This window comes from Leucobacter allii, from assembly GCF_022919155.1.
Lineage (GTDB): Bacteria > Actinomycetota > Actinomycetes > Actinomycetales > Microbacteriaceae > Leucobacter > Leucobacter allii.
Window position 1 is genome coordinate 2,191,384 of record NZ_CP095045.1, and the last position, 25,626, is coordinate 2,217,009.

The following is a 25,626-nucleotide window of genomic DNA, read 5'->3' on the forward strand; positions in this document are numbered from 1 at the left end:
CGCCCCCTTCTACACCGCCGCCTGGTAGAACTCGACATCGAGCGTCAGCGAGGACGACTTGTCCAGTCGCACCATCGACGATGGTGCCGAGCCGGAGTTCTTGAGCCCGATCGGGTAGAACCGCTGCTCGGTGCCGCGCATCGCTTCGGGGATCGCGGTACTCCCGGACGCTTCGATGACCGTGCGCTGATTCCCACCAGACGCGACCGAATCGAACCGAGTCGACTCGAAGCGGACCGCCCCCGTCCCGATGCGGAGCCACACATCACCCCACGCGTCCCCGTTCAACAGGACGCCATTCCACCGGACCAGTCCGCGCACGTGCGTCGCCCAGGACGGAATGAGGATCGGCCCCCACAGGTTCGAACCGAGCCCCGGCCAGGTCTGCCCCGGCTGCGCGGTCGCGGTCAGGTCGTCCGACTCCACCCCGGACAGGGCGCGCGTGCGCAGCACCCGATCGGACTTCGGCCGGTGCAGTTCCCGCCGGTTCGTGATCATCTCGTTCGTGATCGTCGCCGTCGACGCTTCGTAGTCGATCGTGGCGAGGCAGTACGCGGTCACATCAGCCAGGGCCGGCACATCATCCACATCGGTGGCGGTGAGCGGCACGCCCTGCACGATCGCGATCGTGGACCACACCCCGGGCAAGGTCGCCGGGTCCGTGAAGTGCTTCGCCGCATTCGGGTCGAGGATCTCGTGAATGACCATGTCACGGCGCACCACGCCAGAACCGCCGGAACCGGTGCCGGGGATCCCGTCCACGGTCCCGTCAGTCGGCAGCGACACCCCGTATGACTCTCGGAGGGAGCCAGGGTTTCGGGACTGGATGATGTCGTCCCCGGCGGCGATCTTGATGCCCGGGCCCGGCACATCCAGTTCGGACACGCGCAGATCCCCGGGCCAGATCACCCCGGACCCTTCGCCCGCGGACTGCTGCAGTTGCCGGCGCAGCCCCGCCCCGGGGATCACGGTCCCGTCCATCGCGTACGGGGTCATGAAGTTCACAGCCATGAGGCCTCCTAGAAGTTGGGGTAGGCGGGGGCGACCTCCACCGAGATCGCGGACGTGCCGGACGGGTCGTAGCCGCCGAACAGCACCGAGTAGCTGCCCGGACGCAGTTCCATATCGGACAGGCGATCCCCGGACGGCGACAGCGCCCCAGGGAGCGGGGCACCGTTCCGGGTGATGCCGCGCGGCGGCCGGCAATCGACGGTCAGGTGCTGGTCGTAGGCGAGCGTGCACGAGAACACGAGTCGCCCGACCCCCACCACCTCGATGTACGGGTCTTTGATGGGGCCGTGCAGGGTGAACACGGGCCAGGATGGCTTCGTGCCTTCCACGGTGATTGTGCGGTTTCCTGTGCCTGTGCCACCACCGAGCACGAACGGCACCGCGGCCGCAACAGGGAGCCCGCCGGTGTACTCCGGGACGAGGCCGAACTGCAGGATGCTGGACGGCCCGTACCAAAGATCATCGGACGCAACGAACTTCAAGGACGGCTCCGAGATCCCATCCCAGAGCCCGTCATCCTCGGGCACGAAGTCACGGGGCCTGCCGAGCGCGTATCGGCCGCCGATCTGCAGCTTCGCGACAGCCCCGTTGCGGGACCGTAGCGTGTCCGCAGACCACACCACGGCGAGCTCCTCGAGGAGGCGGCGCACGTCGGCTTCCCGCTCCGCAGGAGTGGTGCCCTCACCGAGGACCGCGAGGCCGAGTTCATGCGTCGGCGCGGTCTTCAGATCGCGCCCCATGTCCCGGCCGTCACCGTGCTCCCGGTCGCGGTCTTGGCTCCGGTAGGTGGCCGTGCCGCGCTTGAACGTGGTGATGCGGTAGGGGGTGCCGTCCCCGAACTGGAACGACACCCCCTCATAGGTGATGGAGCCCGTGGCAAGGTCCGTCATCAGTACCTCCTCCGGCCCGCCACCGCGAGCTCCTCATTCGCACGATCGATCGCGTCGTCCGCACGCTCATCCACGTAGGCGTCGAACTCCCGATCACCGACGACCAACGTCACCGGCCCCGAGAAACCACCGCCACGGGACGCGAGCAGATCGTCCCACTGCGACCCCGTCAGGATCGGTTCAGGACGCCCGGACCGGTTCTCCACGAGAGAGAACCCGGTCGGCAGGAACCCGCCGTTGTCGTACAAGGTCGCGGTGTGCCCGTCTGCACCAGCGAACGGGTTGAATGCCTTCGCCATAGCCGAAGCGGCGTTCTTCGCGAGCCCGGTCGCGACATCAACCCACATGCCACCGCCAGGGAACTGCTCCTTGATCTTCGACACGGCCCAGTCCACGAGACCATCCAGGATGGATGCGGCCCCACCGGCCTCCCCGAGGTCCTTTCCGAACAGCCCCAAGTAGGGTGCCGGGTTGACGTGGTTGCCGTAGTTGCCGCCCCCGCCGCCAGGACTGTGCACCATGTAGTGCAGGTGAGGGCCCGTCGACATGCCGGTGGAGCCGACATAGCCGATCACGTTGCCCTGCTTCACCTGAGTGCCTGCCGACGTCGCGAACCGGGACAAATGCGAGTACCTCGTACCCAACCCGTTGGTGTGCTGGATGTAGATCTCGTTGCCGCCCATGTTGACCAGGCCGGCGAGCCCCACCACGCCATCCGCCGCGGCGTACACCTTCGTCCCGGCAGGGGCCGCGAGATCGATACCGTTGTGTCCGCCGTGATACGGCTGCGACACCGAGTACGAACCCTGAGGAAGTGGAGTGACCAGACCACCCGTCCGGTAGCCCGGGATGCTGCCGTACTGGTTCATGTGATCCAGCAGGCCCGGATGGTTCCGCTCGATCATTGCCCGCGACTGGGCGCGGATCACGTGCTCGTTGCCGTGCACGACTCCCGCGACCGTGGTGCGGCCGATGTTGCCGGTGTACCCGCCATCGGAGAAGCCCTTCGGGAGCTTCACCGTGGGGATCTGCATGCCTTCCGGGAGGATCTTGTTCACCGTGCCGATAAGCCCGTTGATCACGGTCTCCACGACGAACTTGACCGGTTTCTTCGCGAGCTCCTGAATGCCAGCCCACGCGGAGCCGATCGCGTCACGTGCAGCCTCGAACGCCTTCTTCGGGTCGGTCTTGACGACCCGAACCATGGTGTCGATGACGCCCTTCACCGTGTTCCACACGGTCTGGATCACGGACGACACCGCGTTCCAGGCGGGCTTGATGTACTTCTCGTACATGAGCCGCGTCGCGAGCCCCAGGATCTCCCACCGCTGCCGGATCCAATCGACCACCGGGGAGATGATGTTGTTCCACACCCACTGCAGGGCGGCACCGATCGCATCGAACGCGGGCTTGATGTACATCTCCCAGAGGAGCTGCGTCGCAAGGCCGAGGATCCGCCACTTCTCGGAGATCCAGTCCACGACCGGGGAGATGACGTTCGTCCACAGCCACTGGACGACCGCGCCGATGGCGTCGATCGCGGGCTTGATCGCGACCTGCCACAGCCACGTGAAGACCGCGCCCATGATCTGGAGCTGCAGCTTCACGGCGGCGACGATGACCGAGATGATCGTGTCCCACAGCCACTTGAAGATCGCGCCGATTGCGTCGAACACGGGCTTGATGACGGCCTCCCAGACGCCCTGGAGGATGCCGCCGAGGATCGCGAATCCGACCTGGAAGGCCTGGAAGATCGGCTGCAGCACGTTGACCCACACCCAGGTGACGACGGCCGCGATCCCGTCAAAGATCGGCTTCAGGATGGAGTTCCAGACGAAGGAGAACACTTCGCCGAGGCCTTCGAAGACGGGCTTCAGCACGTTCTCCCAAACGGTCTGGAAGAAGGAGCTGATGTTGGCCCAGGCCTCGCCGAGGAAGCGGGTGAACTCGCCCCAGATCTTCTTTCCCGTGTCGGTCTGCGTGAAGAACCACACGAGCCCCGCCACGAGGGCGGAGACGAGCATGATGATGCGGCCGATGGGGTTGTTCCCGAGGGCGAAGTTGAGGGCCTTCTGCGCTACGGTCGCGGCCTTCGTGGCGACGGTCGACGCGACGATGGCGATCTTCGACCGGAGGGAGAGTGCTTCGTTGGCGCGCAGCGACGCGAGCAGCTTCACCATGGAGGAGTTCTGCAGTGCGTACGCTGCCGCACCGATCTTGGATGCGACGCTGGCGGCGTAGGTCGCCGCGGTCGCCCCGGACGACGCGGCGGCGTATCCGAGCTTCACGGCCCGGATCGTGGCGACGACCTTCGAGAACGCGACGAGCGTCCCGACGATGATGCCGAGCGGGATGAGCCAGTCTCGGTTCGCGGAAGTCCACTGGACGACGGCGGCAGCCATCTCGATCGTCTGCAGCACGACGGGGCCGAGCGCGTTCACGATCTGCGTCGCCCCGGAAAGGAAACCATCGATCATGGGTTTCAGCCGCTGAATCACGTTCGCCATCGCGCGCGTGATCGCGGTCTGCAGGTTCGTCCACCCGGTGCTGATGCCATCGGTGGAGTCGCGGGCCTGCTGCTCGAAGGAGGCGAAGTTGCCGGTGCCCTCCGAGTTGAGGCGCACGATCGCGCCGTTGAAGTCGTCGAACGTCACCTGTCCGGACTGCATCGCCGAGTAGAGGTCCATCGACTTGTTGCCGGCCCCGAGGAGAGACACGGCGAGCTGGTCCATCTGCCCGGGCATGGCGGTGACGACCGAGCGCCATGCTTCCATGTCGACCTTGCCGAGGGCGAGCATCTGCGTGTACTGCTCCATCGCGTTCGCCTGGAGGTCGGTGGACTTGCCGCCGGCGAGCAGCGCGTTGTTCAGTGCGAGGGACAGGTTCGTGGCCTCGTCGAGTCCGCCGGTGAGCGGTGCGAGCTGCTGCACCGTGCCGGCCATCTGATCGAGGGAGGTCGGCAGCCCGGTGAGGCTGTCCGAGATCTTGTCGATGGACTTCTGAGCGTCGCCCGCCGAATACCCGAGGTTCTTCATGATCTTCGGGAAGTTGTTCATCGTGTCGACACGGCCAACGGCCTTGTCGATCGACCCCACGACGAGGTCGATGGCCTTCGTCGTCATGGCCGCGACACCACCACCGACAGCGCCAGCGATGGTCGCCCCGATGGCCTTGCCGCGCTTCGAGAGAACACCGCTCACGGCGCTCCCGCCGAGCGCGTTGTCAATCTCGCGCGAGACGCCAGGGGCCCTAACGATCAGGGTGACGTAGGCACTTGCAATCTCAGAACCGGTCGCAGCCATTCAAGTTCTCCTTGATTAACAAATCGGCAACAGCAATCCGAGGAATTGCATAAATGCCCTTGATGCATGAAAAACTCATGGGATGAGCAAAGAAACAAAAGCCCTCGGTGTGGCAGCTATCGCACTTCTGTTCGGTCTGACGGCGTGCAGTTCGCCCGTAGAAAGCAAGACCCCAGCGGAGCAGGCCCAAGAGCAGGCCACCGAAGTGGTTGAGGAGCCGAAAGAGGCTCCCGCGCCGGAACCCGGCACGACCCGCGAGAACCCGCTGCCAATCGGCAGCAAGGTGTCCGACTCGGAATGGGAAGTCACGATCAACAGCGCCAATCTCGACGCCGGCGCGACCCTGGCCGGGATCAACCAGTTCAACGAGGCAGCCCCCGAAGGCCAGGTCTACGTAATGGTGAATGCCTCCGTCACCTACCTCGGCGACGACCCTGCAGGGCAGGTGCCGTTCTCCACCATCGACTACGTGTCCGGGGCGGGCAACACCATCTCTCAGGCGTTCGTGGACACGGGTAGTGACTTCACAATGCTCGACCCGCTTTACGGCGGAGCCACTCACACCGGAGAGACCGCGTTCCTCGTCCCCGCACCTGTAGACGGCGTCCTAGCTGTCACGCCGGGAATGATGAGCGACAAGATGTTCGTCGCCCTGCAGTAAGCACTCGCGAACGGCCCCGGCAGGATCTTGTCTTGCCGGGGCCGTTCTGCGTCATTCCTTGGCCGCCCCCAGGGCTTCCAGCAGCCGTTGCCGGTCTGCGTCGGTTAGCTTCTTGCCCTTCTTCGCTTCCACGAACGCGCGCGCCGTGTACCGGTGCGGTGAAGGGTGGACCTGGAACTTATCGCCGGCACGCGCCTTGATGCGCCCCGCCTCTTCATTCACTTTCGCCTGCACCGGCGCGGACCGCATGAGCTCGTTCAGGCCTTTCAGGTTCAGCTTCACCTTCACGTTGCGCACCATGAGTCGCCTACTTTCTCCAGTCCTTGAACTGGGTGCGGAGCCGGTCCTGCCGGGCCTTCTGCTTCGCAATGCGCCGCTCGGTCTCACGCACCGACACCGGCGGCTTGGGCAGCGGGGGCCGCTTCTTCGAGTTCACCGCGACAATCGCCCACTCGACGCGACGCAGGGCCTCTTCCTCAGCGGTGATTGCACCCCAACCGCCGTCCCACTGGGCGACCGCTCCTCCACGGGGAAGGTGCGCGGCAAAGTCGGAGATGTCGAGGACAGTCACGCGCCCCTCGTACATGTCCGTGAGGCACACACCGTACTCTCGCTGCAGGTCAGCGTTGAGCCGGCTGCGCGCCTCACGGAGCAGTGCGAGGAGCGTGATCAGTTTCCCGCGCCGACAGCCTTCGCGATCGCCTCGAGCATCTTGCCCGCCATCTCGGCGTCAGCGTCCGGGAAGCGGGTCAGGAACTCCTCGAACTTCTCATCGCCGACGAGGGTGCGCAGCGCGGTCGCGATCTGGTTGCGCTCCAGGAGGTCAAGGACGCGCAGCGAGCCGAGCTTGCCGCGGGTCGCGGTGAACGTGATGCCCTCGAACTCGACCTGCACCGCTTCGGCCGCGGCGGGCTTGTGGTCCTGCGGGGTGATCGGGGAACGGTCCCGCGTCGACAGCTCGGGTGCGACCTTCTCGGGGGCCGCGTCGCGGGCGCGCAGTGCGGCCAGCTCGGCCTCCATCTCGGCGACGCGCTGCTTCTCGTCGAGCTCGGCGTTGTACTCGTTTCCGTGTCCCATGTGTGACTCCATTTCGTAAAGTGCGGGTGTGACTCAGGAGGTTGAGGGTGGGGCGCAGAGTCACCATGCGCCCCACCCGGTCTGGTTACGGCGTGGTCGTCAGGAACGCGGGCTGCGTCGTGAGGACGTAGTCCAGGCCGATGTTGTCGACGGTCAGCTCGTAGCCGGCGGGATCCTCGGTGCCGTTGGACACGTCGCCCCGCTCGGACACCTGCACGAGCTCCATGCAGCGCACCTTGAGGTAGCCGTCGTCCTCGAACACGGTGACCATCGCGCCCTCGACGGTGCCCAGCGCGTCCGGGATGTCGTACCGGGCGAACTGCTCCGCCCCGGTCCCGGACACCACGACATCGCCGTGACCGTAGAAGATCTTCGTGACCAGCGGCTTCTCTTCGAGCGCGGTGAACGTGAACGTCTTCTCCGTCGCGGTCGGCTTGGTGCGGACCGTCTGACCAGCCGGCCACGCCTTCACCTTGTTCACGTCGACGGAGAGCCCCTCACCGGGGCCGTCCTCGTTCAGAGCACCGATCGCCTGAAACGCGTCGTCCAGATCCTCGAACGGGGTAGCCGGGAGCGGCGTCCCCTTCGGGGCCCAGAACACGGCACCTTCCATGCCCGACCAGATGCGGACGTTGTCCTTCGTGACGGTGTTAGCCATTCTTGGCCTCCTTGCTGATCGGGGCAGCCTTCGGCGTCTCAGGCACCGGCACCGCCTTCCCCGCGGCGACAAGGTCACGCGCCCGCCCATCGGCGAACTCGGCCACCTCGCCCTTCTTGTACTCGCGCCCGTCGATCGACTGCGCGTTGACCACCTTGACCTTCGTCATCAGCGGCACCTCCTTGAACTAGGAACGCCCCCTGTTTCAGGGGGCGAACGATGTCCCTCGAACCTTGAATTCGAGGGTGAATTGGTAGCGGTCCCGCTTCGTTTCCGAATCGGGTTGGAAGGTCGGCCCGCCCACGGTGCGGATCCGGTACACGGGTCGGCCGCCGAGGCGACGGCACCCGCGTAGATGGGCTCGGATGGTCTCCGCGAATCGGGCTGCTTGCGCCCGCGAAGGACCCCAGCAGTAGAACGTGACCATCGGCTTGTCCGTCACGAGCTCGTCGACACCGCCCACGCGGGTAAGCTGCACGAAGAACTCGGGCAGCACGGCCGGTGCGGTCGTGTGCACGGGCTTGTCCTGCACAGTCTCCAGGTACGCCTTGATCGTCGCTTCGGGCGGATCGAAGATGTACTCCCCCATCAGCCGTCCACCGCCTTCAGATTCACGACCGCGCCGACCTCACGTCCGGTACGGCGGTGCTTCCACCTGGCGGGCCGACCCACGACGGTGTACGTTTCCCCACCGATGACGCACTTGTCGCGTTCCGCGAAGCCCGTGTCGTAGGGTGCGTATATCGTCGGCGTCGTCACGACCCGGTCATGCCCGGGCAGTGCCGGTTCGACCGAGCCTCCCGGGCTGAACTCGAAGATGCCCTCCGATACCGGGGAGCCCCACGAGTCGACCGGGTCGCCCATCTCGTCCGTCACCGACCCGTCGAACGGCAACCGCTCAACGTACTCAGTAACCCGCCGGGGCATCACCCACTCCGATCATGTTGAGCGAGAACGCCTTCTGCCGGCCGACCCGAAGAGACACCTTCTCCTGACCCGTCAGGTAGTAATCTCCGTGCGGGTTGATCGGCTTCACGGTGTCCTGGAAGGGGCCGGTGCCCTCCTGGAAGGACTCGTACCCGGTAGACCCGTCGAGGTCTGCCTGCATCGCCCGCCGGACGACCTTGCAGACCACACGACGCCGCGTCGACGCCGAAGCGTTCATCGCGGTCGGAGCCACGTCGAGAATGAACTGCGACGCGTCGGCAAGATGCACCTTCGCCAGCTCCTCAGATCCGGCCGGGAAGTCCGGCCACCGAGCCTTCAGGTCCTCCAGGGTCGCGAACGGCTCGAGCTCGTCGTCCGCCATGCTGCACCTCCTCGGATACGACAAGAGGGGCCAGGGATGAACCCCTGACCCCTCCGGTCTGTGCGGTTACGCGGCGGCGAGGGCCTCGCGGATCCGCTCGCGGATCTTCTCGACGTTCTGGAGCTTGCCGAGGCTGATGTCGTTCTCGGTGGCGAAGGCGCGCAGCGCGTCCTCGTCCCACGAGTCCAGCTCGTCCTCGTCCTCGTCGTCGTCGAGGTCCTCGTCCGTGTCGTCCTCGTCGGGCTCGGAGATCTCGAGACCGAAGCCGGGGAGCTCGACAAGCTCCGCGGCCACCGCCTCATCGACCTCCGCGAACCCGTCACGGAACTTCACGTTTGCGGTGCCGACGTGCACGCGGAGCTGCGCGTACTTCGGGGAGCGGATGATGGGCATTAGGCACCCACCGTCAGCTTGCCGTGCTTGCGCTCGTTGCCGTAGTTCAGGCCGATCTCGCCGTACACCTGCACCTTGTCAGACGCGCCGGTCTTCGCGAGCTTCTCCGCGAAGAAGTGCCCCTTGCCGGGCACCTCCAGGAACGCGGGCTTGCAGTCCTCGAGCGACGTCACGATGAGCGTGTCCACCGGCGCGTACCGGTCGAGCATGATGTTCGCACGCCCGAAGTCGGTCTCGAAGGTCTGCAGGTTCACGCCACCGACGTTGCGGGACGACTCCTGGTAGCCCTTGTCCTTGATGAAGATCTTCGTGAGCTGACGCTTGAGCGCCGCATTCACGACGACCGTGCGGGTCTCGCCCTCCTGGATGCCGCCGTTGTCCCACACGTCCTGGAACAGGTCCATGACGGCGTCCTCGGTGAGCACCCCACCGGTGATGGTGGAGACATTCGTCTGGATCGCCGCGAGCAGGCCCCGCGTCTTGCGGGGGGCCGTGTTGTCGGCGGGGCGGGCGTAGGTGCCCGTGATGAACGTCTTCTCGACGTCGCGAGCGATCTGCTTGAAGACCTGCTCGAGCTGCCACGCGAGCTCATCCGCCGGGAGGGTCGTGTTCCCGATGGTGACCGCCGTCGCGCCGGCACCGCGCTGCTTGCTCGCGCCCTGCTTCGTGTAGGAGACGCCGGTCGCCTCCTGGTGGATCTCGAGCACGTTCGACGCGTTGTAGCGCACGCGCTCCTCCGCCTCGGGGGCGTCGGCACCCTCGAGACGCTGCCGGTCGTCGGCCGCGTCGCGCAGGTCGTACCCCTGCCACTCGAACAGGGTCGCACCGACCGACTCGCCACCGGTGAGACCACCGATCGCGGAGAGGAACGGAGTGTCCTCCGGGGACGCGGAGAACAGCTCTCCGACGTAGTTGGGCAGGTTGTAGGTGGTGCCCAGTCCAGTGATTCCAGCCATGTTGACTGTCCTTTCGTTAGCTGGTGGTCCCGAGCTGCATCGCCTTCAGAGCGGCGACGAGCTGGGGGTTGCCGGCCGCTTCTGCGGCGGCGATCTGTTCGGGGAGCGACACGTTGCCGGGGGCCTGCGGCTGGTTCCCGATCGTCGGGACCGGCTGCGGTGCCTCCGGCTCCTTCGTGTAGGCGGGCTTGAGGAGTTCGGCGTGCGCCTGCAGCTCCTCGAGGGTGGATCCGCGAAGCACGGCGGCTGGGACACCGGTCGCCGTCGAGACGTCCTTCGCCCAGGCGGCCTGCTGCTTCTCCGCCTTGAACGCGGCGTTCTCACGCTGCAGGGCGGCGAGCTGTTCGGCCTGCTTCTCCTCGGCGGTCTTCTGCGCCTCCTTGAGCTGTTCCAGCTCGTCGGCCGCTGCCTTGTTTCCCTTGGCTCGCTGCTCCCAGGTGCGGGAGTGCGCGAGGGCCTCTTCGTACTTCGCCTTGTAGTCGACCTCGGCAGCGCCGTTCGGCTCGGCCGGGGTGGTCACCGTGTCGCCGTTCGGCTGCTCGGTGGTGTCGCTCATGGTTGCTCCCTGTTCAGGTAGCCCCTCACCGTTCGGGTCAGGGCGGGTGGATATGGGTCTCCCGCCGTGCGGCGGGCAGCATGAGGGCCCGGGAGTTTCCGGGCATGAAAAAAGCCCCGCACCAGGTGGTGACGGGGCTTGAAACGAGAGAAGCGGCTGGGCTACCCGAGCTTTCGCCTAGTGGGATGCCTGCCGCTTCTTCCTACAGATTATCACCTCGGACAAGCTTCGTCATCTGGCCGGACTTACTGAACACGATCATCTCGATGATGCGTTTCTGCCCGTAGAACCGGCGCTTGATCTGCTCGAGCGCGACCTGCTCGTCGAAGCCGATGCGCTGCAGGTCGATGACGACGCGCTGCGACTGCTTGCGGGCCTTCTTGAACTGGTCGTTGATCGTGTTCTTCTCGGAAGCTCCCTGCGGGCTCTTAAACTCCCACAGGTTCCCGTCGATGGTGACATCGGGATTTTTCGCGCCAGGCGTCATGTCGAGCGGGTTGAACGCCACATCGAAGCCGAGCTTCTGCAGCCGTTCGGCGGTCGCCATCTCATGCGGAGCGATGTTGAGGCCAGGCGGGACGGTGACCACTCCCGGCTTCGGAGCCACGCTGTCGGTGTACCGTCCCGGGTTCTGCCGGCGCATCTCCGCGAGGATCGCGGACTCATCGCCGGACCCTGCGACTTCGCGGGCTGCCTGATATTCCTGATCCATCTCTGCGACCCGCGCATCATGTGCGGATCGCTCGGCGGGGCTCATCGCGAAGTCCGGCACCTGCTGGCAATCGCAGCCATCGTGGTACCGGTCAATCGAACCGGCGAGCTCGGCACTGCCGTACACGAACCCGCGGGAGGCGAGCATGGTGCAGAAAGCGCAGGTCTTCGCCCCGGAAGGAACTCGAGCGAACGCGACCCCGTCACGGGTAGCGCTCCGCCGTACCGTGCCGCGGCCCGCGTTCTTCACATGCCGCAGCAGCGATCGCTCCAGCTTCCGCCACGTTTCGACCGGGTTGCCGTCGTACAGGTCGTCAACCGCCCAACGCGTACCTTCAACGAGGGCTTCAACGTCCACGTCGGCGAGCACTGCCGCCCCGAGCTTCCCCGTCGCGGCCTGCTTGGTCTCCTCGTACCAGTCAGCCGCAGCCGCAGCCGCGAGATCCCCGTACCGCTCCCCCAGTGCCGGGATGAACGTCAGGAGGGCGTCCCGCAACTCATCGGCCGGAAGGTTCCCGTACAGGCCCCAGAACTTGGAGAGCTGGTCTTTCGCCATCCTTGCGGCGGACTGCTGGGAGCGCCTGAGCCGATCGATGTGACTCATGACGCCCCCTCGCGGCTACTTCTCTTCGAGGCCGGTCGCGTCCTCCTGCGGCATGCGCAGCGACACCGGCACAGCGCCGGTCATCTTGATGCCGGCAAGCCCGACCCGCTCAGCGACGTCGGCAGGGTCGGCCCCCGCACGCACGCCCACGCCGAGCGCTTCGAGCTGCGCCTTGGACACCTGTGCCTGGCGCACTGCCTCGTCGCTTCCTTCGCCCTGCTCGCCGCCTGTGGCGAGGCGGTCGAGCACGGTCCCCGAGGCGGCGCGGCGCTTCTCAGCAATGGCCTGCCGGATCCGGGCCTCGGTCATGCCGATCATTCGCATGCCCGTCTCAGTGCCCTGCAGCTCGGCCGCGGTGACCTGCTTCATGCCGGCATCCGCGAGCGCCGCATCCGACGCATGGTCAGGTCGACGCCACAGCAACTCGAGGCGCGCCATCCCCTCCGGGGGCTCCGTGGTGCGATCCCGGATCATGACGGCGTTCTCGAAGGTGCGCTTCTTGGCGAGCCCGTACACGGCGTGCTGCTGCTTCACCATGTAGAAAACGTCCTCGCGGGCGACGTTCTTCGCGTCCGCGGACTCGGGGTTCTCCTGAGCGATGCCCAGCGAGCCGAGCGGCACACCGGTATGCCCGGAGAACTCGCTGGCGTACTGCCGGAGCGTCGCAATGTGCGGCTCGGGGGACTCCGCGGACACCTGCTCGATGGTCGGCTTCTCGCCTTCCTCGTTGAGTCCGAGCGCGTTGAAGCGGGCCATGTAGAACGACCACATGGGGATCGTGTTCCCCTGGTCGTCCTTGAACATCGCCTCGTCCGCACCGAGCAGGAATAGCTTCATCGCGCTGAATGCCTCGCTGTGCACGTCGAGACGGGATCCGCCGCGCACGACACGATCCACGATGGACATGACGCGCCGATCGACCCTCGCCCGTCCGAACGGGCGGTCCAGATCCGGAGCAACGGGGAGGAGCTCGAGGGCGACGCGGCGGATCGGGTTCGGGATGCGACTCACGAGCACCCATCCGGCGGCACCCTTCCGGCAGATGTACGTCTCGAGCGGGAGCATGAACGTGATCTCGGTGGGAGCGCCGAGGTTGTCGACCGCTCCCACGATGAACCCGGCCGACAGTTCCCGCCGGCGCTTGTCCCACAGGCCCGTCGCCCACATCGCCGAATGGTGCATGATAAGCACTTCAGGCTCACCCGACTGCACATCTCCCGGCGTCGCGGACTGGAACGCGCACGAGTAGGTCATCGAGGACCGCACTGCCTGCGGGAACTCCACCTGATAGCGGTTCCGGTACAGGATCTCGTCCAGGCCGAACGGGTCGGTGGAACCGTCCTCGTCCAGCATGCCCTCCCAGATGGTGCGGTTCGCGGGCTCGGTGACGGCCTTCTCCGCCCAGCCGCTGACCACGTTCAGGTCGTTGCGCAGCTCCGGCGGGATCGAGATCCGCAGATCCTTCAGCTTGTTCTTCCCGTCGAAGTACACGAGCCGCTCGATGTTCCGGGGCAGCTTCGCCGCCCACTGCTTCCACGCCTGATCCCAGAGATTCTGGGTGGAGTGGTCGAAGCCGAACACGGTAGGCGGCGACGGGAGGTACAGGTTCACCGTCATCACATCACCATCCCTAGGGAGCCTCGTCCCGGTCGTCGTTTCGTGGTCTTCGCTCCGAAGTACGCGAGCGTCGCGGCGTCGAAGGCGACGACCGTTTCGCCCTCCTCGGCTTCCCATCCGAAGCCGCCGGCGTTGCCGATCTTCCGCTTCACCGCGGCGAGCACCTGATCGTTGAAATCCGGGTCGTTCGGGTGCTGCAGGCCGCCGGTCAAGATGGCCTGCTCGGTCATCGAGTGCGCCGCGAGCACCTCGTCCAGCGTCGGACGGATGATCTGCTTCCGGTTCCGCATCCCGGCCTCACGAAGCGCGTTCACGAAGAATCCGGCATGCCCCTTGCCGTCGACCACGACAACTGCGGTCGACGGGGCATCCGCCACGATCTGGTCGATGAGCCACTGGGTACCCTCGCCGAGGTTGCGCTGCTCGATCGGCTCGATGAACACCGGCCCGTTGCGCGGCTTCCACGCCGCTGCGAGCGCGACACCGGAGCCATCGATGGTGAACTTCACCCCATACGACATGATCGCGTCTGCCGGCTTCGTGCCCCGCAGCGCGCCCCACGCGGAAGGAGAGACCGCCTTCGCTCGCCCGCCGCGCGTCGACCACTGGCCGAGCCGCTCCCGGCAGAACCCCTCCGGGCTCATCGCCTGGAGCTCGTCCTGCACGGTCGTGATGCGCAGCCGCTTCCCGAGCGCGGGATTCGTCTCGTAGGCGAGCTCTCGCCACTGCTTGACCGCGTCCTCGGGGCGCATGTCATCAGGGATCGACCACTCGTCCCACGCAATCCGCTTCGCATTCGGCTGGAGGGCGTCCTTGCGGATACGCTCGAACACCTCACCAGGGCTGTTAGGGCCGGGCGGGGTGCCGAGGAAGATGATCTGCGGATCCCCGGACGGGGCGGCGGCGATCGTCGGCAGCAGCGCTTCAAGCTGCTCGTCGGTCATCTCCTGCGCTTCGTCGCAGAACAGGTCATCGACGGTGTATCCGCGGCCGGATCCACGAGAGCGGGCCACGAACTCACATGATGCGCCGCCGGTGCAGTCGCACAGGTCGCCGCGCTCGCACTCTCGTGCGTGCAGCACGATCGCTTCCTGCCCGTTCGTGCGGCGGATCTCTTTCACCATCTCCGCGAGCTCGGGGTACTTCCGCGGGTTCTCGAAGAAGCTGATGAGTCGAAGGAAGGCCTTGCGCGCCGTCTTCACCTCATGAGCGGTATGCAGCAGCTTCCGGCCCTGGATCGCCATCTTGTGCAACTGGACGACTTCCACGTTGCCGTTCTTACCGTTCTGACGGGGCACGGCGAGACCGCAGCGGCCGGCGGCGAGCTTGCCGTCCTTGCCTCGAGCCAACCAACCGTAGGTGACTGCACCCTGCCACTCATCGGGGGTCAGCCCGTACCCGCCCGACAGGAACACGGCATCCTCGCCGTCCTCGAAATCGATAGCCTTCTTCGGGCGTACCCGGATCCTAGGCTCCTGCAGACCGAGCAGCGCGCTTCCTCGCGAGTTCATCGAGCACCGAACTCCTCTTCTCGGCCGCGGGCTTCTCAGCGGCCTTCCCGAGTCCGAGGGACACGAGGATCTGGCGCAGTGTGTTGGCCTGCTGGCGGGCCTCGCCCAGTACGTTGTCGAAGTGCACCTCGACACGGACGTGCCGTTCGTCGTCCTCACCGAAGAGGTCGGTGCAGCGGAACCTCATCAGCTCGAGCACGCCCTTGCCGGCGATGATGTTGTCGAGCTCATCGAGGCGGTCGAGGATCCGGCCGGCCTCCACCGCGAGCGCATCCCGGGCAAGCTCCGCACCAGCGGGCGACAGCGCCTCCGAGAGCTTCCGCCCACGGCGCTCGACGCCCTCTTCAGACGCAGGCTTCCGAGGTCCGCGAGCAGCCATCAGGGCCTCCATCTCGAAACTTTTCGACCTCGGGGGGATATCTCGCAATGCCTCAGGGGTGCGTCCGGACGGGATGAGGGGCCCCGTCCCCCACCCCTTCGTCGCGGTGGTGCCCCGGCCCGTTGTGCGGGTCGTCCCGCGGCTCGAGCTATGGGTGCTGGCCGAAGCGGATCGTCTTCACGGTCTGTTTCGGTCGTGTGGGGCGCTTGGCGGTCTTGTCACCGACTGCTTGGTTGCATCGCCTGCAGAGGACGGTCCCGTTGTCGCGGGTTTCGCGTCCGCCTTGTGCATGCGCGACGATGTGATCAGGTTCGGCGCTGTTGGGGCGTCGGCTTATGAGGTAGTCGAGCCAGATGTTGCAGCGTCGGCCGCGATGGTGTGAGCAGTTCGCGTTGCAAGGGCAGTGCGTGATGCCTTGCTGTTGTGCTCGATGGAGCGTCGCCTTGCGCCAGGCCTTGTACTTCGCTGTGCCTGTGCGTGAGGTCGCCATGCTGTGCTCCCTCGTGCGTGGCTTGCGCGTTTGGTCTGAGCGGATGTCAGGGCGCGTGGTGGTCGTGTCTGTCGTGCGCGCCCCGTGCTGCCGGTATGGGCCCCTGCGTGAGATGGGGCACCCCTACCGTGTAGGCACCCCCTGCGGTTGAGCACGCCCCCCCCTCAGCGTGATCCGCCCCCGGGCTACTGAGCGCACCCCTGGGGCTCCTAGCCGATGACGCTGTACCGCTCCCCGTGGGGGAAGCATGGAGCGAGGGTCTGGCGGACGCGAGGGTCATCGAGGTACCGGTGATCGTCGGTCACGATGTGCTCGAAGGCATGGCCTCGGGCCCGGTCCACGGTGAGGGGCGTCGCGAAGCTGATGCTGCCACCCTGAGCGAACGAGATATGCTCCTCGCCGCTCGTACGTCGCACCTTCATGCCGGGCTCCCTGAGCGCCTCGAACTCGCCCAGGGCGGAACGCACACTGCGCATGTTCGACAGCATGTAGAGGACCGGCTGCCGGTGGGCAAGGTTCGCGATGTGCTGAAAGTGCGGGTAGGCCACGATTGCTCCTCGTTGTCGTTGGTTACGCGAGCGGCCGGCCGTTGCGGTCGTACCGATCGCACGGGCACTGCATCACGGCCGAGAGCGAGGTCCACTCGCGCCCGCAGTCGTCGCAGGTGAAGGCGTCGCTGAACGTGTCGCCGCTCATGGTCGCGTCCCTCTCCAAGGGTGCCCCTTCGGGATGCGGAACCGTTGCCGGCGGGTCACGATCTCGTCGGCGTCCCAATCGACCGCGATCTCGCCGTCCTCATCGAGCACGGGGACGTTGCCGACGATGTAGCGGCCGTTGATGCGGCGAGCTCCACCGTCCTTGACGACCGTGGTCTTGTGATCGCGCCGGATGGGGCCGAGGATGGCGAGCATCAGGGCGTTGTTCTCCGGGGTGTCCTCGATGTAGGTGCTCATCGTCACTTCTCCCGGAGCTTGTGGGCGAGGTGCTCGTTCAGCGACCCGGCTTCGACGGTCACCGCACCATTACCGGTGGGCGTGACCACGATCGGCAACTCGAACTCGAACTCGGCCGCCTTCAACTTGCGGAACGCACGGCTCTTGAGGATGACCTGTGTCGTGATGGGGATGCTACCGAGCTCGCCAGAGGGCTCCGGAGTCCGTTCGGCTCGGATCCGCTCGACGTCCTGCGAGCAGACACCGCACAGGCCGGGGCAGCCGCATCGAGCCTTGGCGGGCGCAGGGAGGCGGTCCGCGACGGTGAGTCCGTCGATCGGGTGACCGTGGCTCGTCCAAGGGCCGGAAGTGGGGGCGGGCATGTTCACTCCTTGTTCGCGCCGATGGTGCGGGCCTGTGCCACATAGTGCGTTAGACCGACAGTGGTGATTACCGATTGCCCATCCGGGACGATGTCGACAACGTGGGTCATGCCGTCGTCGTGCTCGGGCACTCGTTCCGCGACGACGACCCATGAGGCGGTGAGACTGTCGCCGTGCTCGTCTGCGATATGCGCGCGGATGGCTGCATCCAGGTCCGCGCGGGTTTCAGTGCTCACAGGTGGTCCTTCCGGCCAATCCAGAGCGCGCCGAGATTCGAGACGAGGATGATGCCGCACAGCACAAGCAGAGCCCAGTCAGGCATCGGTGTCCTCCAATGGGGTGTTCCCCGCGCTCGCGCCCGTAATGGAAGTGGATGGCAGCGGCGCGGCGCGGGAAGTAGTGCACACCTAACAGCTTCTCTGTTAGGTGTTTAAGGTTCCGGGAACGCGCCCCCGGCGCTAGGCGGTCACGCGCTGCCCGGCATGGTCCCGATCGATGCGGGTGTTTCTTTGCTCTTGTTTTCCAGTAGGCGTCATCACCCGCGGAAACATGCGGATCTGGAGGCGATTTTTCTGTGCAGTAGCGCACGCTGTGCGGGGCTGGTGAGACAACGCCACCATCACCCCGCACGCGGCGGATGATCAGCCCGAAAGCTTCACATGCACGCGATGCGGCAGCGCTACCGCTCGGCAAGATCACCCCTGGCGATCAGCCACCCCTCACGCGAAGGGAAGACAGAGGCCGGACCACTGAGTTGGCGATCCGGCCGGCCAACGCTCCTTCACCCCGAAGGGCCAAACGCTGGTGAAAGGAAGGGCTGCAGCGCACCATCAGGATTACTTACTGCCCGGGGCACCACGAGGGTGTCGATTGCCCGCACGTCGTCACGCGCGGGAAGCGGAAGAAGGAGGAGTCGAACCCCTCACCCGTCAGGGTGCCACGGCTTTCGAAACCGCTGCCGGACCGCTCCGGCTTCATCTTCCATGTGCTGGTATTCACCCGCCAGCCCGGCATGTCGTGCCCCCTCGTGGAATCGAACCACGGATGCCGAAGCGCCCGGTTTACAGCCGGGGTGCGCGCCATGCGCAAGAAGGCGAGTGGGCAGCGGCGCACCGTTGGGTAGCCGACTGCCCGGGAAACTCGAGGGTGCCGTTTGCCCGCGCAACGTCTCGCACGGGATGAGGGGACCATTTTCGTGAGGTGACGAAAATGGTTCAGCGAATGCGCCAGGGCTCGAACCTGGAACCTCCGGTTTTGGAGACCGGCGCTCTACCAATTGAGCTACGCAGACGTGCGCCTGCCGCGCATCGTCATGCCGCAGGCTCTCCGCTGTTCCTCGGAGCACATGACACCGGATCCCGGAACCACCGACCAGACACCTTCGCAGGCATCAGGAGCTCGGACAGCATGACCGTCGTCAGACTGCCCACAAAATGCCCGCCAACCCCGGAGGACGACGAGCAGCAAGATTGGTGCTCCCCCTGCGCCGCAGTCGGGGGAACTCGAATGGCGTGAATCAACTCGTGTCACGATGGGCACGGCCTGGTCTCTCCCTGCCAGGGAAGGGTCACGCCGGGGCGTCAGACCATGATCTGACGGCGGACGACGGCGCTCCTGCGGGAGCCTCGGCCAAGTACGCCGTCGTGTAGTTGATGCTCGCGGACCGTGGCCCCGAGCTATTCGGTTGTGAAAGGTGCTCGCCAATCCCGAAGGACGACGAGCAACAAGGTGGAGTGACTGCACCCGTTCGACCGGGGTTCCGCCGCCTCTGGTCACTCCGTGGGATCCCGCGGCCCGCTGGTCTGGCAGGGATCGAACCTGCGCCCACTCGATTAACAGTCGAGCGCTCTGCCGCTGAGCTACAGACCAAGGTGCAGGAACGGCGGAACCCCCGGTGGCAAGTTGCCACAGGGGGTTCCGACACTTCTCCTGCGTGTCACCCACGCTACCACATCTCGAACCTATGTGCCCAAGACACGTTCGAGTGCACTCAGAGACCCGATGCGGCGAGCGCGGCGAAGTCGACCACCCCGCCCGCACTCTCAGCGAGGCTGATCAGGTCATCCCGGGTCGCCCAGAGCTTCCCGCAGGCGTGGCACTCAGCGACGAGGGCGCGGCCGACACGCACGGGGATGCGGAGCGCCGCCTGCCTCGTCATCACCTCCACCTCGCGTCCGCCCCGCTGCTCCATCGTCACCGTGTCGTCGTATCGCTCCCCGCACTCCGGGCACGGGAACAGCAGCTCCTTCTCGTGCGGCGGGTCCAGCAGGTTCTCGATCTGGTACACCATGACGTCGAACATGCCGAGCATCTCGTCCCGGTGCTCGAGCCTCCCGCCGGTGTCCTCGGCCTGGAGGATCTGGTGCAGGCGGGTGACGGCGTCCGTGAGTTCGCCCTGGTGGGGCTGCCGGTAGTGGTCCAGCCACGCCCGCACCTTGCCGTCGATGTCCTCGTACAGGTCGAACGCCTTCACGTTCAGGACCATGCCCGATGCCGCCCCACGGGATCCGCCAGCACCGACCGACGAGTAGCGGGCTTGGTGCAGTTGCTCGAGCAGCGGGCCGGCCGTGACCGCGCGCCCCTCGATGAGTTCCTCGTGATCGCGGGTGAGCTGCTCCACCGCACGCGATACTGCCGTCATTCGGTCTCTCCGTTCTCGCACACTGCCGAGTGCTCTCGTTTCCATTGGTCGTTGAGTCGGGCCCCGCGACCCCAGATCGCCGCTCCGCAGGCGTTGCAGCGGATCAGCACCTCACCCATTGCGCAGCACCGCAATCACGATCAGCGCGACCGGTAGGCCGAGCGCCAGGAGGGCGAATGCGGTGACCCCGAGCACCACCAGCACGTCCGCGGCGATCTGCCTGACGATCTGATACCAGCGCGGCATCTCGACCTTCCTGCTCATACGTCCTCACCCGCCAGCGCCTGCACGGTCGGGCACGGCCAGCTGTCGAGACAGATGTCGCACGACGGCTGGCAACCTTCGTGCTTATCGCACTCAACTGGTGGGTGCAGCTCCCGCACCTTGGCAAGCTTCGCTTCCGCTTCGAGCACGTCGGCCCCAGCGCGGATGTTCTGCGCGCGCTGCCGCTCGACCTCACGCCGCAGCTCGATCAGTTCGCTATCCACCGCCGCGCACTGCTCCTTCAGGGCGCGGAACGCACGATCCGATTCACGCAGCATCGCCTCGAGCTCCGCATCGGTCGTGGGCCGCTCCTGACGCTGGGCGAGATCAGCGAGGGACGTCACGACGCGAGGCCCCACGAACTCCTCCCAACTGTCCGCCTTCTCGTCCTGATCCTTCATCGCATCCTCCTTAGATGCCAGACACCCTTCGACATAGGGCATCGATACGGTTGGGCGAACGTACGACCCCCGACGATCGCCGTTGTGAACGCGTGCGCTCGCGACCGGTAGCAGCGCTTGACCACACCGGCACGGCTCCGGCACCTGCACTTCCGGGCGGTCACCCGCGGCCCCGATGCTCCCGGCAGCACGTGCAGCGCTTCCTCCACCCGAACAACCCCAACTGGTCGATACCCGAGATGAACGCGATGAGTCCGAACCAGAGGCAGCACCCCCACAGGGCGCGCGCCCAGAATTCCGGCCCCGGTGCCACCCGGACCGCGGCTACCACCAACGCGAACCCGAGCAGGGCGAGCAGCTGCGCCCGGAGCACCTTCACCAACTCCGATTTCACTTCAGCATCCCCTCCAACCGCGCCTTGCACCGCTCGACGTCCTCCATCGCGTTCCGGCGAACGATCAGCAGCCCCTCCGTGAGCACCTCTACTTCCGCCGGCCGGAGCTTCATGTCCGCCAACTGGATCGGATCACCGACCAGCAGACCGAACGACATCCGCAGTCGCAGCAGCGTGCCAACCTCGAGGGCGTCTTCCATCTCCCGGATGAGATCCACGCGCGCTTCGGCCACCCTGAGTCGCTCCTGCGCTGCGGCGAGCGCATCCAGCTTCTCGCGGTCGTCCCGTGCGGCAGCAGGCCGCGCCGCGATTGCCTCCGGTGATGATTCGTAGTAGCCCATGTCTCGCATCAGGTTGACGCCATGCTCTCCGCACTCACCAACGCATTGACCCTTGCCACACGGCGGCTCCTGCGGGGCACCCTCGAGCAGACCGCGAGCCTTGAGTGCAGCGACAGCCTTGCCGGAGATCGCCCACGAGTCATTCGCGAGCAGTGTCCGCATCTCCGGCTCGATGAGCTTCGTGCCGTAGATCGCATCGTGCACGATCTGCTCCGCCCGGCTCATCGCTGCACCTCCGCCAGAGTCGCCCGATACGCCGCCTCCGCGACCTGCTCGATGAGCTGAGGCACCAGCACGCCCTGAATCGGCTCGTCCCCCGGCGTCCACCATCCGGCCTGAGACTCGAACGCCGCATCCATCACCGCCTCCGGCACGAACTCCGGATGAACAGCATCGCGTTTGCGAGCTGCATCGCGAGTCTGGGCGTTCTCCAGGGCTTCGATGACGACGCGAAGATCATCGAACTCCAGAAGATAGATGCGCCCCTCGTCATCTCTGTACTTCGCTGGCGGTTCGTCATCGGTGCGCCCCGCGGCCGAATGCCCCACAGACCGTGCAGCCCCCATGTACCGCTTCAGAGCCCTAATTGATCCGGTCAGATCCTTCGCCATGATGCCCTCCTGGAACACGAAAGGGCCCCACCCCGAAGGATGAAGCCCTACAAACACGAAAGCCCCCACGTCACCGTGGAGGCGTCAAGAGGGTACAGGTATACCCTCCGCTGGGATCAAGCGTAACAGGAATCGAAGATACATTCGAGGGGCCCGTGCCTGTGTCGCCGGGACAACCTAGAGGGTTGGTTCTGGTGGAACTGTGATGCCGGCCTTCGTGCACTTCTCGGTGTAGTGGTCGTAGAAGCTCCGAAGGCTGCCGGCCTTTGCCTTGCCCTGCTGCCAATCCAAGAGATCCTCGCACATCGCGACACTCGTATCCGTGATGGCCGCCCGCCGCTTCCCATACTCGCCAGTCTCGAGTTCAGCTTGGGCCTCCCCACTCGAGAGGTACCGTCGCGCCTCCTTCCCGAGCTTGTACGCATTGGTCGCGACCATTAAGACCAGCGCGTCATCTCGACGCGGCTTCGCCACCGAACTCATGATCGCGACAGCGCGAATGTGATGCGCTCGTCCTTCATGTAACCGCGCGATGGTCCAAGTCGGATCCGTTGCGGCCGCCGCTTCGCTCTCAATCATCGACACGAGACGATCGACCACGGTTCCCTTCTGATCCTCGTGTCGAAGTCGCGCATCCCGACGCCATCCGCCGATGGCGATCCAGAGAGTTGCGACGAGTGCGATCAAGGAGATGGCGAGTGCCGCGGGGTCAATACTCTCTGAGCTCATTCGTGCAGCGTACCAAGCAGCTTCCTTGCGGTCCGCCCAGTCCGCAGACAGTCCGCAAAACGCATCTCCGGTGCCGTCATCGAGCGTCAGCGCTCGTCACCGGCTTTGGCTCAGGCAAAGGACACAGGGGCATCAGCGTTCACCGCCGTCACTCCGCACAAAATTGCGCCATAACCCCTCCAGCGTAGTTCACCCGTCACCGCCGGTGCGCGCCCGCGGTCCGTCCGTTCCCGCGGGTCCCCCGGCACTTCCCCGCGGATCCCCTGGTTCTTCTCCCGCGGATCCCCCGGCTCTTCCGGCCGGACGCTCCGTGTGGGAAGCTGGTCGGCAGTGCAGGGACGGCGGGGGAACGGACGGGGTGCGATGACGGGGACGAGCACGGGCGCGGGCGCGACGACGGGCGGTCGAACGGGCACGCGCGATCCGGGCGGGCCGCTCGGCATCCTCCTCGCGCTCGCGACGCTCGCCGCGGGCGCCGCCCTCGTCGTCGCCCCGCTCCATGCGCGCGGCATCGCCGCGGTCACCGGCGTCGGGCTGATCCTGCTCGGGATCGCGCTCGTCCGGCGACGCGATCGCCGCGCGGGGCCGCGGGCCGCCGGGGCCGCGCTCGCCCGTGCGGCGGGCGCGCTGATCGCGCTCTTCGGACTCGTCGTCGCGCTCTGGCCGAGCGCCGGTGCGCCGTGGATCGCGTTCCTCATCGGCGTCGCGATCGTGCTGCACGGTGCGCTCGCCATCGTCCAGGCCTTCCTGCCGCGCGGCATGCGGCCGGAGGCGGCGGGCGAGGAGCCGGCGGGCACGGATCAGCGCATCACCGCCGTCATCGCGGGGCTCGCCGGCATCGTGTTCGGCGCGCTCACCTTCGTCTGGCCGGTGCTCACTCTCACGACCTTCCGCTACGCCGTCGGCGTGTGGCTCGTGTTCCACGGCCTCCGCGGGCTCCTCGCCCCGCTCCTCGCCCGTACATCTCGGCGCGCACATCGCCGCGGCACCGGGTTCGGGGCCGGCACCGGGAACTCCGGCGCAGCCGAGCCGGCGCATCGTCGACGGCTGCCGCGCTGGGCTCGCACGGTCGGCGCGGTCGCGGCGCTCGCGGTCGCCGCCGCCTTCGCCTGGGGCAGCGGCGCCGTCCTCGGCGGCGCGCCGCTGCCGCAGCCCGGCGCGTTCTACGCGGAGCCCGCGCAGCTCCCCGACGAGCCGGGTCGCCTGCTGCGCGCCGAGGCGCTGAGCGAGGGCGTCCCGGAGGGAGCGGAGGCGTGGCGGATCCTCTACACGACCACGCACCCGGACGGTTCTCCCGCGGTCTCGAGCGGCACGGTGCTGGCCCCGCGGGAGCGCGGGGACGATCCGCTGCCCCTGCTCACCGTCGCGCACGGCACGACGGGCGTCGTCGGCAAGTGCGCCCCCTCGCTCAGCGCTACGCCCTTCGTCGACGGCGCGGGCACCGCGATGGCGGAGCTCGTGACCGAGCACGGCTGGGTGGCGGTGACCTCGGACTACGTCGGGCTCGGCACCTCGGGCACGCATCCGTATCTCGTCGGCGATGCGGAGGCGCGCAACGTGCTCGACGCCTCGCGGGCCGTGCAGCGGTTCTCGGAGATCGCCACGACGACGGAGACGGTCGTCTGGGGGCATTCGCAGGGCGGGCAGGCGGCGCTGTGGACGGGGCAGATCGCCGCCGACTACGCGCCGGAGCTCGAGATCCGCGGCGTCGCCGCATTCGCGCCTGCGGCGGATCTCTTCGGCCTCGCCGAGGCGGACAAGGACTCCGCGGCGGGCAAGACCGTGTCGGCCTACATCGCGAGCACCTGGGACCGGCTCTACCCGGAGCTCGAACTCGAGCAGCAGCTCACCCCGGGGTCCCAGGGCGGGGTGGAGCGGATCCGCAATCTCTGCTTCAACGGCAGCGATGCGCTCGGCGCCATCCTGTACGGCACGCAGGTGCCGAACCAGGTCTTCCCCGACCGCCTGCTCGACGGCGCGTTCGGCGAGCGCCTGCAGGCGCAGGCCCCGACCGGCCCGTGGCCCGCCCCCGTCTTCGTCGCGCAGGGACTCGCCGACCCGCTGGTACGACCGGCCATGCAGCGGGACTGGGTGACGGGCCGCTGCTCCGCGGGCGAGCCGATCGAGTTCCGCACATACCCGGGGCTCAGCCACAACACCCTCGTCGCGGCCGATTCGCCCCTCACGCCCGAGATCGTCCGTTGGACCCTCGATCGCTGGCAGGGGAAGGACGCCGCATCGAACTGCGACGACCTCCCCGACGCGACCGCGGACTAGGCCGGACACGCGCCGGTCCGACGAGCCCCGACGTGCTCGTCGAGCCCCGACGCACGCAGTGACCCCCTCGTCACCCGAGACATCCGTCGACGCCCTGCGGGCGCGTCGAGACCCTACGAACGCGTCGAAATCCTACGCTCCGCGCGGTCACGAACGTAGGGTCTCGGAGATGAGGCAGGGTCTCGACGGCCGCCGAGGGTCTCGAGCCCGGTCGAGCGCGCGCGGGAGCGGGCGCGCCGGAACGCGCGCACCCGATCGCCCGACGGCTCAGACGCTGCAGCAGGAGCCGCCGCAGCAGGCGCCCCCGGCCTCGGCGTCGCCGAGGAGATTCAGGATCTCGCGGGACTCGGCGTCCGCGAAGGACGCGGCGCCCGCGAGGCCGGCCGCCGGATCGAGGCCCGCGGGCGCCGAGGCCTCCGTCGCGGCCTCAGCCGTGGGCGCCGTCTCGGAGCGGGTCTGCGTGGTGTCGTTCATGGTCGTCCTCCTGGGTCGGGTACGGGTCTGGATCGGATCGGGATCGGACGCCGG

General features: G+C 66.8%; 33 protein-coding genes and 1 tRNA gene. 2 read left to right on the forward strand and 32 right to left on the reverse strand.

The window, feature by feature from the left end; translation table 11 throughout:
• Nucleotides 1-9: 9 nt before the first annotated feature.
• From MUN78_RS10155 to MUN78_RS10165, 3 genes are read right to left on the reverse strand one after another with little or no spacing between them, the layout of a single operon-like run.
• Complete coding sequence (locus tag MUN78_RS10155; RefSeq protein WP_244726236.1) at nucleotides 10-1,011, reverse strand: hypothetical protein; 1,002 nt, start codon at nucleotides 1,009-1,011, stop codon at nucleotides 10-12.
• Between the two features lie 8 nt (nucleotides 1,012-1,019).
• Entirely contained in the window at nucleotides 1,020-1,901 is an 882-nt protein-coding gene (locus MUN78_RS10160; protein WP_244726238.1) for a hypothetical protein, read from the reverse strand.
• Nucleotides 1,901-5,203: a tape measure protein gene (locus MUN78_RS10165; RefSeq protein WP_244726240.1), complete on the reverse strand. Its 3,303-nt coding sequence runs from the start codon at nucleotides 5,201-5,203 to the stop codon at nucleotides 1,901-1,903. The genes MUN78_RS10160 and MUN78_RS10165 overlap by 1 nt, the downstream gene beginning before the upstream one ends.
• Before the next feature lie 82 nt (nucleotides 5,204-5,285).
• Here MUN78_RS10165 and MUN78_RS10170 point away from each other — a divergent pair, with 82 nt between their 5' ends.
• The gene (locus tag MUN78_RS10170; RefSeq protein ID WP_244726241.1) at nucleotides 5,286-5,864 is read left to right on the forward strand and encodes a hypothetical protein; all 579 of its coding nucleotides are present in this window, start codon (nucleotides 5,286-5,288) and stop codon (nucleotides 5,862-5,864) included.
• A 51-nt stretch (nucleotides 5,865-5,915) separates the two neighbouring features.
• On the opposite strand, the gene MUN78_RS10175 is transcribed toward MUN78_RS10170, so the two are convergent.
• The 28 genes from MUN78_RS10175 to MUN78_RS10300 all read right to left on the reverse strand — a co-directional run bounded on the left by MUN78_RS10175 (nucleotide 5,916) and on the right by MUN78_RS10300 (nucleotide 22,821).
• The gene (locus MUN78_RS10175; protein WP_244726243.1) at nucleotides 5,916-6,164 is read right to left on the reverse strand and encodes a hypothetical protein; all 249 of its coding nucleotides are present in this window, start codon (nucleotides 6,162-6,164) and stop codon (nucleotides 5,916-5,918) included.
• Nucleotides 6,165-6,171: 7 nt separating this feature from the next.
• A complete protein-coding gene (locus MUN78_RS10180) occupies nucleotides 6,172-6,435 on the reverse strand; it encodes a hypothetical protein (protein ID WP_244726245.1) in 264 nt (87 codons plus the stop codon).
• 98 nt (nucleotides 6,436-6,533) lie between these two features.
• Entirely contained in the window at nucleotides 6,534-6,941 is a 408-nt protein-coding gene (locus MUN78_RS10185) for a hypothetical protein (protein ID WP_244726247.1), read from the reverse strand.
• Between the two features lie 85 nt (nucleotides 6,942-7,026).
• Nucleotides 7,027-7,599, reverse strand: a complete 573-nt coding sequence (locus MUN78_RS10190) for a phage tail tube protein (protein ID WP_244726248.1) — start codon at nucleotides 7,597-7,599, stop codon at nucleotides 7,027-7,029.
• On the reverse strand, nucleotides 7,592-7,768 hold the full coding sequence (locus MUN78_RS10195; protein ID WP_244726250.1) for a hypothetical protein: 177 nt from the start codon (nucleotides 7,766-7,768) through the stop codon (nucleotides 7,592-7,594). The genes MUN78_RS10190 and MUN78_RS10195 overlap by 8 nt, the downstream gene beginning before the upstream one ends.
• Before the next feature lie 36 nt (nucleotides 7,769-7,804).
• On the reverse strand, nucleotides 7,805-8,188 hold the full coding sequence (locus MUN78_RS10200) for a hypothetical protein (RefSeq protein WP_244726252.1): 384 nt from the start codon (nucleotides 8,186-8,188) through the stop codon (nucleotides 7,805-7,807).
• Nucleotides 8,188-8,526: a hypothetical protein gene (locus tag MUN78_RS10205; protein WP_244726253.1), complete on the reverse strand. Its 339-nt coding sequence runs from the start codon at nucleotides 8,524-8,526 to the stop codon at nucleotides 8,188-8,190. Before MUN78_RS10205 ends, MUN78_RS10200 begins: the two co-directional genes overlap by 1 nt.
• Nucleotides 8,507-8,908 (reverse strand): hypothetical protein, encoded by a 402-nt coding sequence (locus MUN78_RS10210; protein WP_244726255.1) that lies wholly within the window; start codon nucleotides 8,906-8,908, stop codon nucleotides 8,507-8,509. Before MUN78_RS10210 ends, MUN78_RS10205 begins: the two co-directional genes overlap by 20 nt.
• Before the next feature lie 66 nt (nucleotides 8,909-8,974).
• Nucleotides 8,975-9,301 carry a hypothetical protein gene (locus MUN78_RS10215; RefSeq protein WP_244726256.1) on the reverse strand — a complete coding sequence of 109 codons (327 nt, stop codon included), beginning with the start codon at nucleotides 9,299-9,301 and terminating at the stop codon, nucleotides 8,975-8,977.
• Nucleotides 9,301-10,257 (reverse strand): SU10 major capsid protein, encoded by a 957-nt coding sequence (locus MUN78_RS10220; protein WP_244726258.1) that lies wholly within the window; start codon nucleotides 10,255-10,257, stop codon nucleotides 9,301-9,303. The genes MUN78_RS10215 and MUN78_RS10220 overlap by 1 nt, the downstream gene beginning before the upstream one ends.
• Nucleotides 10,258-10,273: 16 nt before the next feature.
• Complete coding sequence (locus tag MUN78_RS10225; RefSeq protein ID WP_244726260.1) at nucleotides 10,274-10,813, reverse strand: hypothetical protein; 540 nt, start codon at nucleotides 10,811-10,813, stop codon at nucleotides 10,274-10,276.
• A gap of 202 nt (nucleotides 10,814-11,015) precedes the next feature.
• Nucleotides 11,016-12,128, reverse strand: coding sequence for a VG15 protein (locus MUN78_RS10230; RefSeq protein WP_244726262.1), 1,113 nt, complete (start codon nucleotides 12,126-12,128; stop codon nucleotides 11,016-11,018).
• A gap of 15 nt (nucleotides 12,129-12,143) precedes the next feature.
• The gene (locus MUN78_RS10235) at nucleotides 12,144-13,745 is read right to left on the reverse strand and encodes a phage portal protein (protein ID WP_244726264.1); all 1,602 of its coding nucleotides are present in this window, start codon (nucleotides 13,743-13,745) and stop codon (nucleotides 12,144-12,146) included.
• A complete protein-coding gene (locus MUN78_RS10240) occupies nucleotides 13,745-15,256 on the reverse strand; it encodes a hypothetical protein (protein WP_244726266.1) in 1,512 nt (503 codons plus the stop codon). Before MUN78_RS10240 ends, MUN78_RS10235 begins: the two co-directional genes overlap by 1 nt.
• Nucleotides 15,213-15,647 (reverse strand): hypothetical protein, encoded by a 435-nt coding sequence (locus MUN78_RS10245; RefSeq protein ID WP_244726267.1) that lies wholly within the window; start codon nucleotides 15,645-15,647, stop codon nucleotides 15,213-15,215. Before MUN78_RS10245 ends, MUN78_RS10240 begins: the two co-directional genes overlap by 44 nt.
• Nucleotides 15,648-15,783: 136 nt before the next feature.
• Nucleotides 15,784-16,125, reverse strand: a complete 342-nt coding sequence (locus MUN78_RS16810; protein ID WP_429952174.1) for an HNH endonuclease — start codon at nucleotides 16,123-16,125, stop codon at nucleotides 15,784-15,786.
• A gap of 209 nt (nucleotides 16,126-16,334) precedes the next feature.
• The gene (locus MUN78_RS10250) at nucleotides 16,335-16,673 is read right to left on the reverse strand and encodes a hypothetical protein (protein ID WP_244726269.1); all 339 of its coding nucleotides are present in this window, start codon (nucleotides 16,671-16,673) and stop codon (nucleotides 16,335-16,337) included.
• A 22-nt stretch (nucleotides 16,674-16,695) separates the two neighbouring features.
• Complete coding sequence (locus MUN78_RS16700) at nucleotides 16,696-16,821, reverse strand: hypothetical protein (RefSeq protein WP_255821006.1); 126 nt, start codon at nucleotides 16,819-16,821, stop codon at nucleotides 16,696-16,698.
• Entirely contained in the window at nucleotides 16,818-17,078 is a 261-nt protein-coding gene (locus tag MUN78_RS10255) for a hypothetical protein (protein ID WP_244726271.1), read from the reverse strand. The genes MUN78_RS16700 and MUN78_RS10255 overlap by 4 nt, the downstream gene beginning before the upstream one ends.
• Nucleotides 17,079-17,080: 2 nt before the next feature.
• A complete protein-coding gene (locus tag MUN78_RS10260) occupies nucleotides 17,081-17,440 on the reverse strand; it encodes a hypothetical protein (protein WP_244726272.1) in 360 nt (119 codons plus the stop codon).
• A 2-nt stretch (nucleotides 17,441-17,442) separates the two neighbouring features.
• Nucleotides 17,443-17,676, reverse strand: a complete 234-nt coding sequence (locus MUN78_RS10265; RefSeq protein WP_244726274.1) for a hypothetical protein — start codon at nucleotides 17,674-17,676, stop codon at nucleotides 17,443-17,445.
• Nucleotides 17,677-19,237: 1,561 nt separating this feature from the next.
• A tRNA-Asn gene (locus MUN78_RS10270) sits at nucleotides 19,238-19,309 on the reverse strand.
• A 121-nt stretch (nucleotides 19,310-19,430) separates the two neighbouring features.
• On the reverse strand, nucleotides 19,431-20,081 hold the full coding sequence (locus tag MUN78_RS10275; RefSeq protein ID WP_244726276.1) for a DUF7341 domain-containing protein: 651 nt from the start codon (nucleotides 20,079-20,081) through the stop codon (nucleotides 19,431-19,433).
• 111 nt (nucleotides 20,082-20,192) lie between these two features.
• Complete coding sequence (locus MUN78_RS10280; RefSeq protein ID WP_244726277.1) at nucleotides 20,193-20,345, reverse strand: hypothetical protein; 153 nt, start codon at nucleotides 20,343-20,345, stop codon at nucleotides 20,193-20,195.
• A complete protein-coding gene (locus MUN78_RS10285) occupies nucleotides 20,342-20,746 on the reverse strand; it encodes a hypothetical protein (protein WP_244726279.1) in 405 nt (134 codons plus the stop codon). The genes MUN78_RS10280 and MUN78_RS10285 overlap by 4 nt, the downstream gene beginning before the upstream one ends.
• A gap of 390 nt (nucleotides 20,747-21,136) precedes the next feature.
• Entirely contained in the window at nucleotides 21,137-21,706 is a 570-nt protein-coding gene (locus MUN78_RS10290; protein ID WP_244726281.1) for a hypothetical protein, read from the reverse strand.
• On the reverse strand, nucleotides 21,703-22,092 hold the full coding sequence (locus MUN78_RS10295; RefSeq protein WP_244726283.1) for a hypothetical protein: 390 nt from the start codon (nucleotides 22,090-22,092) through the stop codon (nucleotides 21,703-21,705). The genes MUN78_RS10290 and MUN78_RS10295 overlap by 4 nt, the downstream gene beginning before the upstream one ends.
• Nucleotides 22,093-22,269: 177 nt before the next feature.
• Entirely contained in the window at nucleotides 22,270-22,821 is a 552-nt protein-coding gene (locus MUN78_RS10300; protein ID WP_244726285.1) for a hypothetical protein, read from the reverse strand.
• 363 nt (nucleotides 22,822-23,184) lie between these two features.
• Here MUN78_RS10300 and MUN78_RS10305 point away from each other — a divergent pair, with 363 nt between their 5' ends.
• Nucleotides 23,185-25,098 (forward strand): lipase family protein, encoded by a 1,914-nt coding sequence (locus MUN78_RS10305; protein WP_244726286.1) that lies wholly within the window; start codon nucleotides 23,185-23,187, stop codon nucleotides 25,096-25,098.
• 267 nt (nucleotides 25,099-25,365) lie between these two features.
• Here the strand turns inward: MUN78_RS10305 and MUN78_RS10310 are convergent, their stop codons facing one another.
• Nucleotides 25,366-25,572: a hypothetical protein gene (locus MUN78_RS10310; protein WP_244726288.1), complete on the reverse strand. Its 207-nt coding sequence runs from the start codon at nucleotides 25,570-25,572 to the stop codon at nucleotides 25,366-25,368.
• Between the last annotated feature and the right edge of the window lie 54 nt (nucleotides 25,573-25,626).